Consider the following 13,513-nt stretch of genomic DNA (forward strand, 5'->3'; position numbering starts at 1 on the left):
AGTCTAAAATCCAAAATCGAATGACTCTCACAGACGCTCGCCGTCAGAAGCAACTACGGCAGTTGATTCAAAAATTGGGATTACCTGAGCAATCTCCGGTGCAGTGGGGACTTCTTGACCTTGCCCTGACTCACCCTAGTATTTCTGCTGAAGCCAACTATGAGCAGTTAGAGTTTGTTGGTGATGCAGTCGTGCGGATAGCCGCCTCAGAGTTGTTATTTGAAACCTATCCTGAAGCTTTAGTCGGTGAATTTGCGGCGATTCGCTCAGTTCTAGTGAGCGATCGCATTCTTGCCCAAATTGCTCAAGGCTACGGACTAGATCGTTACCTACTAGTTTCTAGTAGTGCTGCCAGTGACATGGCAGGTGAAACATCAAGGCTAGCTGATGCCTTTGAAGCCGTGTTAGGGGCACTTTATTTGAGTACCCACACTCTGGAACTTGTGCGTCCCTGGCTAGACTCTCACTTACAGCACTTAGCCACTGAAATTCGCAAAGACCCAGCCCGCCAGAATTATAAAGACGCTCTCCAGGAATGGACTCAAGCCCACTATAAACTACTTCCACAGTATCGTCTTAAAGAAACCAGCTCCGTGCATGGCGATACCGAGCGATTTACAGCAGAAGTCTGGCTTCAAGACCGATACTTAGGTGAAGGAACAGGGAGATCAAAAAAAGCAGCAGAACAAGCAGCAGCGAAACAGGCATTTTCAAAAGTGATGAGTGGGGACTAGAGACTGGAAACTGGTGATTGGGGTAAAGAGACTTTCATCCTGAGAGTTGTGTACGAAAATTCATGAATTCTCTTGCATAAATGCCAAATAAAAGGGTGATAAGTACTACAGCAACCTGGCATTAATTGACTTTTACGAGAGGTGTAATGAACTGTAATCGGCGATCAATTAACTTAAAATCTTGATGAAAACGAGGATTGCCGTATTGGGAGTAGGTCGTTGGGGCATCAACCTGCTGCGGAACTTCTTAGAACACCCCGATGCCTTGCTAGTGGGAGTGGTCGATCAAAACCCAGAATGCTTAGCAGTCTGCCAAGAACAATTCAATCTGGATACTGGTGTGGTTTTAGCAACGGATTGGGACGCTATTCATAGAAGCATTGAGCTTGAGGCAGTTGCGATCGCAACTCCAGCCAGTACCCATTACAGTCTGATTGCAGATGCTCTGCGGCGAGGTTATCACGTCCTGGCAGAAAAACCTTTAACTCTCGATGTCGCTGAGTGCTTGGAACTGTGCCACCTTGCTGAACAACAGCAGCGACAACTCATAGTTGACCATACCTATCTCTTTCATCCAGCCGTTGAGCGTGGCAAAGAGGTTGTTCAGTCAGGACGCTTAGGAGAACTACACTATGGCTATGCGACTCGCACCCATTTAGGGCCAGTACGTCAGGATGTAGATGCTCTCTGGGACTTAGCCATTCACGACCTGACAATTTTTAACACCTGGTTAGGGCACTTACCCATGAAGGTACAAGCAACGGGTCGCACTTGGCTACAAAGAGGCAATGGAGAAGAAAATCCCCTATCACCTCTCAAAGGTCTAGCTGACTTCGTACAGGTCACATTAACCTATCCGACTGGCTTCCAAGCCTTGATTCACCTATGTTGGCTCAACCCAGATAAACAACGGCGTCTTGGGGTTGTGGGGACACAAGGAACATTGATTTTTGATGAAATGCACGGCTTTACGCCCCTAATTCTCCATCATGGGCATTTGGAAGACAACGGCGATCGCTTTACTCCTCGCAATCAGTACTGTGAAGTACTCGACATCGAAGCCACTGAACCGCTGAGAGTAGTATGCGATCGCTTTCTTAAAACGATCCGCTCCAATCAACCCTCACCTGCTTCCTCTGGCTGGATTGGTGCCCAACTCGTCCAAATTTTGAGCTGTCTGTCACAATCCCTGCACCAGGGAGGACAGCCAGTCGTTGTTCCCCAGTTACTAGAGCATCACGATTGAGTAACAGCTCCATTGGAATCTGCTGAACTCATCGGTGTAACACCATTTAATGCCTGTGATTCGCCTGTGAGCAACAGCGAAGGTTCAATGGTCGGCAAGCTAATCTCAACTGTAGTCCCTTGACCATCTCCCTCACTTGACAGAGTAATGCGACCTCCCATCAGTTCGATTAAATTTCGTGAAATGGCTAGACCAAGCCCTGTGCCACCACATTTACGAGTTGTTGAGCCATCAACCATCACAAAGGGACGAAAGAGTTTCTGTTGTTGAGTTGGGTCGATACCAATTCCCGTATCCTTCACAGTGACAAAAACTTGAGAGGAGGAAAGTTGGGAATTAGCGTAGTCATTACCCTGATCAGTGTTTGTCGCTTTTGCTTTCTTCGCACTCAGATTGTACAAGGAGCGAGAACTTGGCGACAGATTGCCTGTTGACGACATCATCGGTTGTTCAGCGATCGGCTCAATCCGTGTACTAATCGTAATGCTGCCAACATCTGTAAACTTAACAGCATTGCTAACCACATTCAGTAACACTTGCTTGAGTTTCGCTGGGTCGGCACGCACAGGAATAATCTCATGCAAGTCTGTCGTGTTGAACTGGAGATTTTTCTCTTGAATGGGAACGGCTTGTAAATTAATCACTTCATTGAGCAACTTTCGTAAGTCAATCGGCTCCATTTCTACCGAGAGTTTACCTGCTTCAATTTTTGCAATGTCCAAAACATCATTAATAATGCCTAACAAGTGGATTGCCGCATCATCAGCACGTTGTAAAAAATCTAGTTCTTCTTCTTTATCATCACAAAAGCCATCACGTACCAGTCGCAGACAGCCAATAATCCCATTGAGTGGGGTTCTCAGTTCATGGGAGGTATTAGCAAGAAATTCATTCTTAAGCTGATTTGCAGTTTGTGCTTCTTTCCAGGCTGTTTCCAGTTCTTCTGCCCAATGTCTCAAGCGCGAAATCATCCCCTCAAGAGCTTCGGATAATTGATTAAATTCGCGAATATTAAAATTACGAGGAATCTTGCCTGTAGAATGTAGCTCTGAATCATTTAAGGCATAGTCTGTGAGTTTCTCTAATGGCATCGCTAAATCGTGAGCGATATAGTAAGTTGCCAACAGGCTGGCGGCAATTAGACAGCAGGTGAGGATGAAGAGAACTTGCTGAATATCTTTGAGGCCTGCAAGGGCACTATCTATGTGAGTAACTGCTAAGATTGTCCACTTTTGGTTCGCTTCCCCTGTAACTGGACTTGTAATGGAAGTATAGCCAGCAAGCAATTCTACGTTATTTTGTTCAAAGTAAAACAGATGCTCAAAAGCTTGCTGACCTGCGATCGCTCTTGTGAGGACTCGCTGAAGTGGTTCTGCCTCTACCTCCTGCTCGATGTTGCGCCCCACTCGCTCTAGGGAGGGATGAGCAAGAATCATACCCGACTGGCTAATCACCACTGGATAGCCAGTCAATGAACCTGGTGGTGTTTCTTTTGGTTGTAGCAGAGCAGAATGGATACTTAAGGCATATTGGAGTTGATCGGCAGCATTATAGACTGGGGCACTGAATACGAGTTTCAGTTGATTCTCTGCGTTGAGTTGATTGATGTTTCCTGTTTCAGAAGGTGGCTGGTCTTGAGGTAATAGTACCTTCACATCAACCTGAGAGCGAGTGATTGGTGTTGACCCTCGCTCCTGGAACCACAACGTTTCTGAAGAGGGTTCTATGAATTGATTCCCACAGGTACTAGCAACAACGGCTTTAGTTTGAAGATTACTCAACTGCACACACTGGATTTGGTTCGGCAGTTGCTGAGCAAGTTCCTCGACAAATTTTTGATAGCCTGCTGGTGACTGTGACTTGAAGACGACGCTTTCACTCGCGCTTATTAGGTTTGATTGGAGAGCGGCAATTATTTCTTGAATACTTTCGCCTTTTCTCGCAGCGCTTTCTGTGAGGTTTTGACCAGCAGTTTTCAGAAGCGTCGAGCGTGCTTTTCGGTAGGTCACATATACCCCCATAAGTAAGATGGGCACGCTCAGCAGCAAAAGGCGTGTCAACAGGATGCGGCGAAAGGAGGACTGACCTAGCTTAGCCATAGGACATCAGAGTGGAGGAATGAAGTAGAAAACCCAGCAACAATATAAATACAGTAGATGAGGGACTTATCCCAGAAGGGGGATGAAGATTGACTTGTTTCCTGCTGAGTTGATGGCAGCGTGAGAAGCGAATATTAGTACAGAATCGCTTCAGTGTCATCTTAAATTTTGGTAAACAGTGAGCCACTTGCCATTAAAACAGGCTTGAGGAGTATTCATTTCTATAGAGGGTTGCTTTTATAGAACTCGTCTCCATCCTAAAACGGTTCAACATTCTTCTGGGTTCCAGAAGCTAATCTTCATTTTGAAGCTATACAATAAACCAACTGAATCTCCGGACTTCCATTATGGTTTTTCTCTCCTAACTGAATAGCTATGCCTGACCAATCTGCTCTTAATCGACCTCATACGACGATAATTCTCGCCATGAGTGCCGATGGCAAAATTGCAGATGTAACGCGATCGCCTACTCGATTTTCGTCCCAGGCGGATCGGGTACATCTGGAAAAACAAGTGTCCCTGGCTGATGGTGTTTTATTCGGTGCGGGGACGCTCCGCGCCTATGGCACGACCCTGGGTGTCTCAAATCCTGAATGGCTGCAACTCCGAAAACAGCGTGGAGTACCGCCGCAGCCAGTGCAGATTGTTTGCTCCCGTTTGGCTGAACTTGACCCACAATTACGCTTCTTTCGCCAGGAAGTACCTCGCTGGCTACTGACAACAGAAACTGGTGCTAAACGCTGGCAGGAACAAGAGTCAGTGGTCGTTGGAGCTTTTGAGCGAATTATTGTCGCTAATACATCTGAACAAGGGTTTGATTGGATCGATGCTTTCCAAAAACTAACACAGCTTGGTTTAGAACGCTTAGCTGTTCTAGGGGGCGGCGAATTAGTAGCGTCTTTGATGGCGGCGGATTTGATTGATGAATTTTGGCTGACCGTTTGCCCGTTGATTGTTGGCGGCATAGCGGCACCAACGCCTGTAGACGGGGAGGGATTTTCTGCACCACAGTTTCGGCACCTAGAGCTGTTAAACGTTCAAACGATTGAGCAAGAGGTATTTTTACACTATCGGATGCAACACGGTTCATAGTGCCTAGCTTTTTTTGGTAAAGATTAGTTAACCTAAAAGCAGTTTTTATCTTTGGAATTAGAGGCAAGCGCTGCTGCTGATGACGCGCTATTTTCACAAGTTTTTACCCTGGATTTCCCAAATGGTTCAACAATCCCAGCCTGAGTATTCCGTTACCTGGGTTAACCGATTCGCTGATATTCCCCAAACAGACTGGGATGCCTTTGCTCAACCATTGAAGACACCGTTCTTGGAATGGGAGTGGTTGAATAATCTCGAAACATCGGGTAGTGCTACGGCAAAGACAGGGTGGTTACCCAATCACCTAACCGTTTGGCGAGATCGACAGCTAATTGCCGCAGCACCTTTATATATCAAAGGTCACAGTTACGGTGAGTTTGTTTTTGATCACCAGTGGGCAGATTTAGCTCAGCGTTTAGGCTTGCGCTACTACCCGAAAATGCTAGGGATGACACCGTTTACGCCAGCGACAGGCTATCGATTTTTGATCGCACCAGGAGAAGATGAGGATGAGTTGACGGAGTTGATGGTTGCGGCAATTGATCATTTCTGTGACAAGAACCGCATTTTGGGTTGTCACTTTCTCTTCGTTGACCCTGAGTGGCGACCTGTACTAGAACGTCACGGTTTCACAAGCTGGTTGCACCACAGCTATATTTGGCAGAATAACGGCTTTGGTGGCTTCGATGACTATTTGAGTGTCTTTAATGCCAATCAACGCCGCAATATCAAGCGGGAACGTAAAGCGGTGACAACGGCGGGACTGCGCCTCGAAACGCTTAAGGGTGAGGAGATTCCTAAATCCTTGTTTCCGACGATCTACAGCTTCTACAGCAGCACCTGCGATAAGTTTTATTGGGGAAGTAAGTATCTCACCCGCAAGTTTTTTGAGCAGTTGTATCCCAACTATCGCGATCGCGTTTTATTAGTCGCGGCTTATCGGGAGGATGATGACCGCCACCCAGTCGGATTATCTTTCTGTTTAACCAAGGGTGACCAACTCTATGGGCGCTATTGGGGTTGTTTTGAGGAGTTTGATTGCTTACATTTTGATGCCTGCTACTATACGCCGATTGAATGGGCGATCGCTAATGGCATTCAGATGTTTGACCCTGGTGCAGGTGGGCGGCACAAGAGGCGTCGCGGCTTTCCAGCAACACCGAACCATAGTCTGCATCGGTTCTACAACGGGCGACTCACCCAAATTTTGCGGAACTACATTGGTGAAGTAAATGCTATGGAACAAGAGGAAATAGACGCGATTAATCAGGATTTACCTTTTAGTAAGCGGGAAATTAACATCTGTATTCAGGACTAATGCAGCTAACTGATTTGAGGTTTTTTAGCAATGCCACAGATTCAAAATCGATTAACGCTCAAAGAGTTTTTGGCAATACCAGAGTCAGATGTGACGTATGAATTAGTCGATGGTGAGGCAGTACCTAAGATGTCGCCTAAACGGTTTCATTCAGCTTTGCAGAGAACTCTGTTAATGCTCATCTACGAATGGTGTCGGGGGCAAGGTGAAGTTTATCCAGAATGGGCAATAACTTTAAAACGTAACGGTGAAGATTGGGTACCAGTGCCAGATTTGACCTATGTTTCCTATCAGCGCCTCCCAGCCGATGTGATGGAGGATAAGGCTTGTTCCGTACCACCTGAGTTGGTAATTGAAATCATCTCACCGGGACAAACATTTGGACAATTAGCCGAGAAAGCGACAGATTATCTGGAAGCTGGAGTATTAAGGGTTTGGGTTGTCGATCCTCAGGCGAGAAGCATCACGGTTTTCTACCCAGATGCGCCACCACGAACCTATACAAAAGCTACTGCTTTAACTGACTCGCTTTTGGAAGGACTGGAACTTACTCCCCAGCAAGTTTTTGGAGAAGCGAGACTGCCTGAAAAGTCTTGAACAAGTAGTGATCAAAGTAATTAAGATTTTCAATTTAGGTAAATTACCAATAAGCTGAATATAATATTCTCATCGGTTGAGAATAGCACGGGGTTTTTAGATTTTAAGTCTTCAATCTGACTTTTGAGAGTTTGGATTTGTTGCTGTTTCTCCAGCTTTACAATTTCTTTGGTTTAGATTTTGCATCAGTCCCATTATCTGCTATAAACTCAAGTCCCTGCTTCAAATATCAAGCCACTAAAGTAGACTCTATATAAAATTCAGCCCAACTGATTGGACTTGAGCTGTTAGCCCGGAGTTTTACTCTGGGCTGTTCTTGCTGAGACTGCTACAAAATTTCAGTTTGGAGACAGCGGTATAAGCTCATAAATTTTTCACAAATTTTTTCTTTTCTTGCATGGCATCTGAGTGTAATAGTAAAAGCTCAGATGCAAATTTAGTTTTCAATATTTCTATGTCTTGTTAAAACAATCTCTGTGTTATGGGACTGGATAACTTCTGCCTATCAGGCTTTCAGCGTTTGCGATCGCCTAGGGTGACAAAAAAGGGGTACTTTCATTAGCTCTCAATTTTTGTTTAAGTCCCATTAAGGAAAAAGACCTAACTAGGCTGTAATACGAGCTAACTTTACCACCTACTGTTTGGATAAAGTTCGCATTTCGTTAACCAGTGTTTTGACGCTGCGTCAGTTAAAAAAGTACGGGTGCTTCAAAATGAATAGTTTTTGCGATGCCTTCATCTCATACGGACGAGCCGATAGTAAAGCTTTTGCTACTAAACTTCATACGAGATTATTAGAACAAGGGTTTAAGGTTTGGTTTGATCAAAATGATATTCCCCTCGGAGTTGATTTTCAGAATCAAATTGATGACGGTATCGAGAAAGCGCATAATTTCCTGTTTATCATTGCACCACATTCCATCAATTCGCCCTATTGTGGCAAAGAAATTGAGCTAGCACTTAAGCGCAATAAACGTATTATTCCACTGTTGCACGTCGAGCAAATTAGTCAGGAAACTTGGCAGCAGAGATTCCTCAATGGCACGACTGAGGAGTGGGAAGCGTACAAAGGGAAAGGGTTACATACGAGTTTTCAGAATATGCACCCGGCGATTGGCAAGATTAACTGGGTGTATTTCCGAGAGGGTATAGATGATTTTGAGACATCTTTTATAGGCTTGATTGATTTACTCCGCAAGAATGCTGATTATGTCGAAGATCATACCCATTTTTTAGCCAGAGCATTGGAGTGGGAACGGCATCAAAAACAAACAAACTGTTTGCTAATAGGAGAAGAGAAACAACAGGCAGAAACTTGGTTGAGGATACGGTTTAAGGATGAGCAACCGCCTTGTACTCCTACCGATTTGCATTGCGAGTACATCACTGAAAGCGTCAAGAATGCCAACAACTTGATGACTCAGGTGTTTATCTCCTATGCGGATGCAGATAGGGCGACGATGGAGCCGATTCGCAATAGCTTGAGGCGAGAAAGCATTACAGTTTGGACGAATAAGACGGATATTCAAACGGGGGAAGCGTTTGAGGAGGCGATTAAACGGGGGATCGAACAAGCGGATAATGTAGTCTATCTGCTTTCGCCTGACTCAGTCATTTCAGATTTTTGTCAACGAGAACTGGAGTATACTCTGTCGTTGAACAAGCGAATAATTCCTGTGCGGGTGCGAGAAACTAATCTAATGTTAGTGCCGCGTGAACTTCGGAATTTGCACTATATTGACCTCGCAGATAATGTTCGGGAAGAAGACTACCTTCTCGATGAAAGCCAACTGTTGAAGATTTTGCATCAGGATGCGCCTTACTACAACGAGCATAAGGTTCTGCTTGTTAAAGCGCTCAAGTGGGAAGGACAGCACTACAATCCCACTATTCTGCTACGGGGGTATAACCTGCGGAGTGCCGAGACATGGTTAAAGGTGGCGAAGCAGAGAAAGCAGCATTTGCCGACACCGCTACAGGAAAAATTTATTCAGGAAAGTCTGCGGCAACCGCCTGCAATATCACTAGATGTGTTTATTTCCTATTCTCGTGCAGATTCGGATTTTGCTCGGAGGCTCAATGATGAACTGCAACTTCAGGGGAAAACGACGTGGTTTGACCAAGAAAGTATTGCATCGGGGGCGGATTTTGCCCAGGAGATAAAGCAGGGAATTCAAGCTTGCGATAATTTTTTGTTTATTCTCTCGCCTCGTTCTGTGAATTCGCCCTATTGTGCTGAAGAGGTGGAGTATGCAGCGCAGTTGAATAAGCGGTTTGTGACGGTGCTGCATCGGCAGGTGAATTCAGATGAGCTGCATCCGGAGTTAAGGAAGGTGCAGTGGATTGATTTTAAGCACAGTGAGCGGGATTTTAATGCCAATTTCAACCAGTTGGTGAGAACGCTTGATACGGATAGGGAACATTTACGCCATCATACAAAATGGTCGCAGAGGGCGATCGCATGGAACGAGAAAGATAAAAGTGCTGACTTGCTGTTAAGGGGGAGTGAATTTGCCATTGCCCAAAACTGGTTACAGGAAGCTGAGCAACAAAAGAAACCACCCGCCGCAACTCCTTTACAGAAGGACTATATTACAGCGAGTGGGGAGGCAATTGAAGCAGCCCAAAAACGGGAAAAACGTCAGGTCATTATCTTAAGGTCGCTGCTTGGTTTGGTAAGTGCTGTAGCGGTGGTTGCTTTTGCAGTTGGCGTGGTTGCTGTTATTCAGTATAAGCAAGCACGGAGCAGTCAGCGAAGAGCTGAAAAAGGTGAAATTGAGTCACTAGTAGCATCTTCAGAAGCCCGATTTGCTCTGAGCGAAAACTTTGAAGCTCTACTGATTGGTTTGAGAGCTGCGAAAAAACTAAAAGCTGTTAACTGGGGTGTGAATAATACTGAGCTTCGCGGCAAGGTGGTGACGGCGCTACAGCAATCCCTTTACCAGATTAAAGAACGTAACCGTCTTGAGGGTCATCAAAATTGGATTTGGGATCTTCACTTCAGCCCCGATGGTCAGACAATCGCTACTGCTAGTAATGACAACACTGCCAAACTCTGGCGACTTAATGGCACTTTGATTACCACTCTCAAAGGTCATGATGAAGGAGTTTACACGGTGAGATTCAGCCCAGATGGTCAGACAATTGCTACGGCTAGTTTTGACAACACTGCCAAACTCTGGCGGCTTGATGGAACATTGATTACTACCCTCAAAGGTCATGATGAAGAGCTTTCCGGCATAGAGTTCAGCTCAGATGGTCAGACAATTGCTACCGCTAGTGGCGATAAGACTGCTAAACTCTGGCGGCTTGATGGAACATTGATAACCACGCTCAAAGGTCATGATAAAGAGCTTTCTGGCATAGAGTTCAGCCCAGATGGTCAGACAATTGCTACTGCTAGTGGCGATAAGACTGCTAAACTTTGGCGGCTTGATGGCACCTTGATTACCACGCTCAAAGGTCATGACAAAGAGCTTTCCGGCATAGAGTTCAGCCCAGATAGTCAAACAATTGCTACCGCTAGTGTTGACAAAACGGCTAAACTTTGGCGGCTTGATGGCACGTTGATTACCACCCTCAACGGTCATGATGAGTGGATTATAGATGTAAAGTTCAGCCCAGATAGTCAAACAATTGCTACCGCTAGTATTGACAAAACGGCTAAACTTTGGCGACTTGATGGCACGTTGATTACCACCCTCAAAGGTCATGATGAAACGGTTTTCGACATAGAGTTCAGTCCCAACGGTCAGACAATTGCTACGGCTAGTAGTGACAAGACAGCCAAACTCTGGCGGCTCAATGGTACTTTGATCGCGACCCTTACAGGACACAATGAGTTGGTGGTGCGCGTGAGGTTTAGTCCTGATGGTCAGACAATTGCTACAGCCAGTTTCGATAGAACTGTCAAGCTCTGGAATCCAGAGAATCCCTTACTGACAACTTTGACAGTAGATTCCTTAACTGACATAGATTTTAGTTCTAAAAACCAATATTTTGCCACAGCCAATAAAAACGGTCCGACACAACTGTGGCGTGCTGATGGCACTTTGATCGCCACCCTCATCAACCAAAATGAGGGAGATGGACGAGTGTACTTCAGCCCAGACGATCAGACTCTGGTCACAAGCAATGATAGTTCTACAAAGCTCTGGAAGGCTGACGGCACACCAATTGCTACCTTGCTCGAAGAAAAAAGTAAGGGATTTAACCAAGCCGTTTATAGCGAAAATGGTCAGTCTCTCGTAACAACGACAGAAAACGGTCCAACTCAACTCTGGCGAACCGATGGGACTTTAATTGCCACTCTTATCAACAACAGTAAGGGTTCTACGCAGGTATATCCAAGTCCCGATAGTCAGGCGCTTGTGACAGTAGTCAGTGATGAAGCTTCTTACGGTCCCGTACAACTGTGGAAAACTGACGGCACTTTAATCGCCACGCTGGTAGGAAAAAGTGAAAGCCAGGGATATGTTTATGTGGACGTGAGTTTTAGCTCCGATAGGAAGACTTTGGTGACAAACATTAGGAATGGAGATTCTTATGGTCCGATAAAGCTCTGGAAAGCTGACGGCACTCTTATCACTACCTTAGTTGAAAAAATTGACAGTACGGCAAGCGTGAGTTTCAGCGAAAAGGGGCAGACTCTCGTTACAAGCGTCAAAGATGATTCGGTAAAGCTTTGGAAGATGGATGGCACATTTATTACCACCTTAATTCCAAAAAGCGAGGGATCTGTAAAAGTGGCTCTCAGTCCTGATGGTCAAACGCTTGTGACAACAGATGAGAGTTCAGTAAAGCTCTGGAAAGCTAATGGCACTTTGGTTGCTAGCCTGATTACAAAAAATGAGGGTTTTGTAAACGCAACTTCTTTCCGAGAGGCTTATGTGATATTCAGCCCAGACGGTCAGACTTTTGCTCTCATCAGTCAGGAAACAACAAGGCTCTGGAACCTTGCTGGTAATCTACTGGGTACGCTCACCCATAGCGCTGATATTGAGCAGACGAGTTTCAGCCCGGATAGCCAAATTTTTGCCTCAACCAGCGCTGACAAGACGGTCAAACTTTGGCATCGAGATAGCACTCTGATTACAACCCTCAGTAGCTACACTTCTGAGGTATCATGGTTGAACTTCAGCTCGGATAGTAAGGTATTTACCTCCGCCAGTGAACAGGAAATTACGATTCGCCGCCTAGAGGGTCTATCTGACTTAAATAATCTTGTAGCCCTTAGTTGCCAACGAATGAGGGACTATCTAAAAACCAGTACTAAGCTTGAACAGAGCGATCGCACTCTCTGCGACGGCATTAGCCAGAAGTGATTTTGGGTAAAACGTACTAAATATGCGATCGCGTAGGTATGTCAGAAGCAATTAACAATTAGCTACTCGCCTGGTTCTAATCAGAAATTACGATCTTCTCCAAATCCTCTTCCGCAGGTGGATATTGTGGATTCATTGCCTCAAGAGTGTCAGCAAGTGTACGGGCAATTACCAAGTTGCGATACCACTTATTGTTAGCTGGTACAACATACCAAGGAGCATAGTCAGTTGAGCAATTATTAATCGCTTCCTCAAACGCCAACTGGTAGTCAGCCCACAAGCGCCGTTCCTGGATATCACTACTGGAGAATTTCCAGCGCTTGTCTGGGTTCTCTAAGCGACTTTCCAACCGCCGCTTTTGTTCATCTTTGGAAATGTGGAGATAAAACTTGACTACCGTAATGTTGTTGAAGGTGAGCATTTGCTCAAACTCATTAATGGTGTGATAGCGCTTCCGCCAAACGTCCTCTGAGACTAAGTTATGGACACGCACAATCAGGACATCTTCGTAGTGGGAGCGATTAAAGATGGTAATCATGCCACGCTGTGGAGCGCGATAGTGGTAGCGCCACAGAAAGTCGTGACTTGTCTCCTCGGCGCTAGGTTTTTTAAACGACCAAACCTGACATCCTTGAGGGTTTACGCCGCTAAAAACGTTTTTAATTGTGCCATCCTTCCCTCCGGTATCCATGGCTTGCAGCACAATTAGTAAGCTGCGCTGGTTCTCTGCATACAAGCGCTCTTGTAGCTTACTAATACGATTACGGTGTTTTTCAAGTTCCGCTTCAACGTCTTTCTTTTTCTTGTAGTGTTCAGAGCCATTGGGATCGAAATCCGATAAGCTGATGGGCTTACCTGGTAGCACTCGATAGCTAGGATAATTGGGTTGAGGGGGCGGATTGTTTACGACAACTTTCTCTGGTGCCGTCACTTTTGCCGCTTCAGTTTCAGCTTTTTCGGCGGATTGTTTCGTTTTCGGTGCTTCGGCTTCAGCTATTCCATCGACTGGTGTTGCCCAATTGTTTGATGATTTGCTTTGTTTGCTCATGATACCTCCTGATACTTTGGATGATTAGCCGAGCAAGCCTGTAGCTATCCTCAAC

General features: G+C 45.5%; 8 protein-coding genes. 6 read left to right on the forward strand and 2 right to left on the reverse strand.

What is annotated here, in order from left to right; all coding sequences use genetic code 11:
• Nucleotides 1–20: 20 nt before the first annotated feature.
• Together rnc and H6F98_RS21175 are read left to right on the forward strand one after the other, a co-directional pair.
• Entirely contained in the window at nt 21–734 is a 714-nt protein-coding gene (rnc, locus tag H6F98_RS21170) for a ribonuclease III (RefSeq protein ID WP_192220663.1), read from the forward strand.
• Nucleotides 735–918: 184 nt separating this feature from the next.
• Nucleotides 919–1,980 (forward strand): Gfo/Idh/MocA family protein, encoded by a 1,062-nt coding sequence (locus H6F98_RS21175; protein WP_192220664.1) that lies wholly within the window; start codon nt 919–921, stop codon nt 1,978–1,980.
• Here the strand turns inward: H6F98_RS21175 and H6F98_RS21180 are convergent.
• Nucleotides 1,971–3,989 (reverse strand): ATP-binding protein, encoded by a 2,019-nt coding sequence (locus H6F98_RS21180; protein ID WP_313929907.1) that lies wholly within the window; start codon nt 3,987–3,989, stop codon nt 1,971–1,973. The two genes, H6F98_RS21175 and H6F98_RS21180, sit on opposite strands and share 10 nt — an antisense overlap.
• Nucleotides 3,990–4,454: 465 nt before the next feature.
• On the opposite strand from H6F98_RS21180, the gene H6F98_RS21185 reads away from it, so the two are divergent.
• The 4 genes from H6F98_RS21185 to H6F98_RS21200 all read left to right on the forward strand — a co-directional run bounded on the left by H6F98_RS21185 (nt 4,455) and on the right by H6F98_RS21200 (nt 12,410).
• Nucleotides 4,455–5,171 (forward strand): RibD family protein, encoded by a 717-nt coding sequence (locus H6F98_RS21185; RefSeq protein ID WP_192220666.1) that lies wholly within the window; start codon nt 4,455–4,457, stop codon nt 5,169–5,171.
• Nucleotides 5,172–5,292: 121 nt separating this feature from the next.
• Nucleotides 5,293–6,489, forward strand: coding sequence for a GNAT family N-acetyltransferase (locus tag H6F98_RS21190; RefSeq protein WP_192220667.1), 1,197 nt, complete (start codon nt 5,293–5,295; stop codon nt 6,487–6,489).
• Between the two features lie 30 nt (nt 6,490–6,519).
• Nucleotides 6,520–7,086: a Uma2 family endonuclease gene (locus H6F98_RS21195; protein ID WP_192220668.1), complete on the forward strand. Its 567-nt coding sequence runs from the start codon at nt 6,520–6,522 to the stop codon at nt 7,084–7,086.
• A 713-nt stretch (nt 7,087–7,799) separates the two neighbouring features.
• Nucleotides 7,800–12,410, forward strand: a complete 4,611-nt coding sequence (locus H6F98_RS21200) for a TIR domain-containing protein (protein WP_192220669.1) — start codon at nt 7,800–7,802, stop codon at nt 12,408–12,410.
• A 76-nt stretch (nt 12,411–12,486) separates the two neighbouring features.
• On the opposite strand, the gene H6F98_RS21205 is transcribed toward H6F98_RS21200, so the two are convergent.
• A complete protein-coding gene (locus tag H6F98_RS21205) occupies nt 12,487–13,458 on the reverse strand; it encodes a polyphosphate kinase 2 family protein (RefSeq protein WP_192220670.1) in 972 nt (323 codons plus the stop codon).
• Nucleotides 13,459–13,513 lie beyond the last annotated feature (55 nt).

Origin of the sequence: Microcoleus sp. FACHB-SPT15, from assembly GCF_014849525.1 — a bacterium.
In the GTDB taxonomy this organism is placed as follows: Bacteria; Cyanobacteriota; Cyanobacteriia; order Cyanobacteriales; family Coleofasciculaceae; genus Symplocastrum; species Symplocastrum torsivum.

Excerpts from the sequence above, each read along its gene's own strand:
- H6F98_RS21175 (WP_192220664.1), top strand. The coding sequence starts at position 919 with ATGAAAACGAGGATTGCCGTATTGGGAGTAGGTCGTTGGGGCATCAAC.
- H6F98_RS21190 (WP_192220667.1), top strand. The coding sequence starts at position 5,293 with ATGGTTCAACAATCCCAGCCTGAGTATTCCGTTACCTGGGTTAACCGA.
- rnc (WP_192220663.1), top strand. The coding sequence starts at position 21 with ATGACTCTCACAGACGCTCGCCGTCAGAAGCAACTACGGCAGTTGATT.
- H6F98_RS21200 (WP_192220669.1), top strand. The coding sequence starts at position 7,800 with ATGAATAGTTTTTGCGATGCCTTCATCTCATACGGACGAGCCGATAGT.
- H6F98_RS21185 (WP_192220666.1), top strand. The coding sequence starts at position 4,455 with ATGCCTGACCAATCTGCTCTTAATCGACCTCATACGACGATAATTCTC.
- H6F98_RS21195 (WP_192220668.1), top strand. The coding sequence starts at position 6,520 with ATGCCACAGATTCAAAATCGATTAACGCTCAAAGAGTTTTTGGCAATA.
- H6F98_RS21205 (WP_192220670.1), bottom strand. The coding sequence starts at position 13,458 with ATGAGCAAACAAAGCAAATCATCAAACAATTGGGCAACACCAGTCGAT.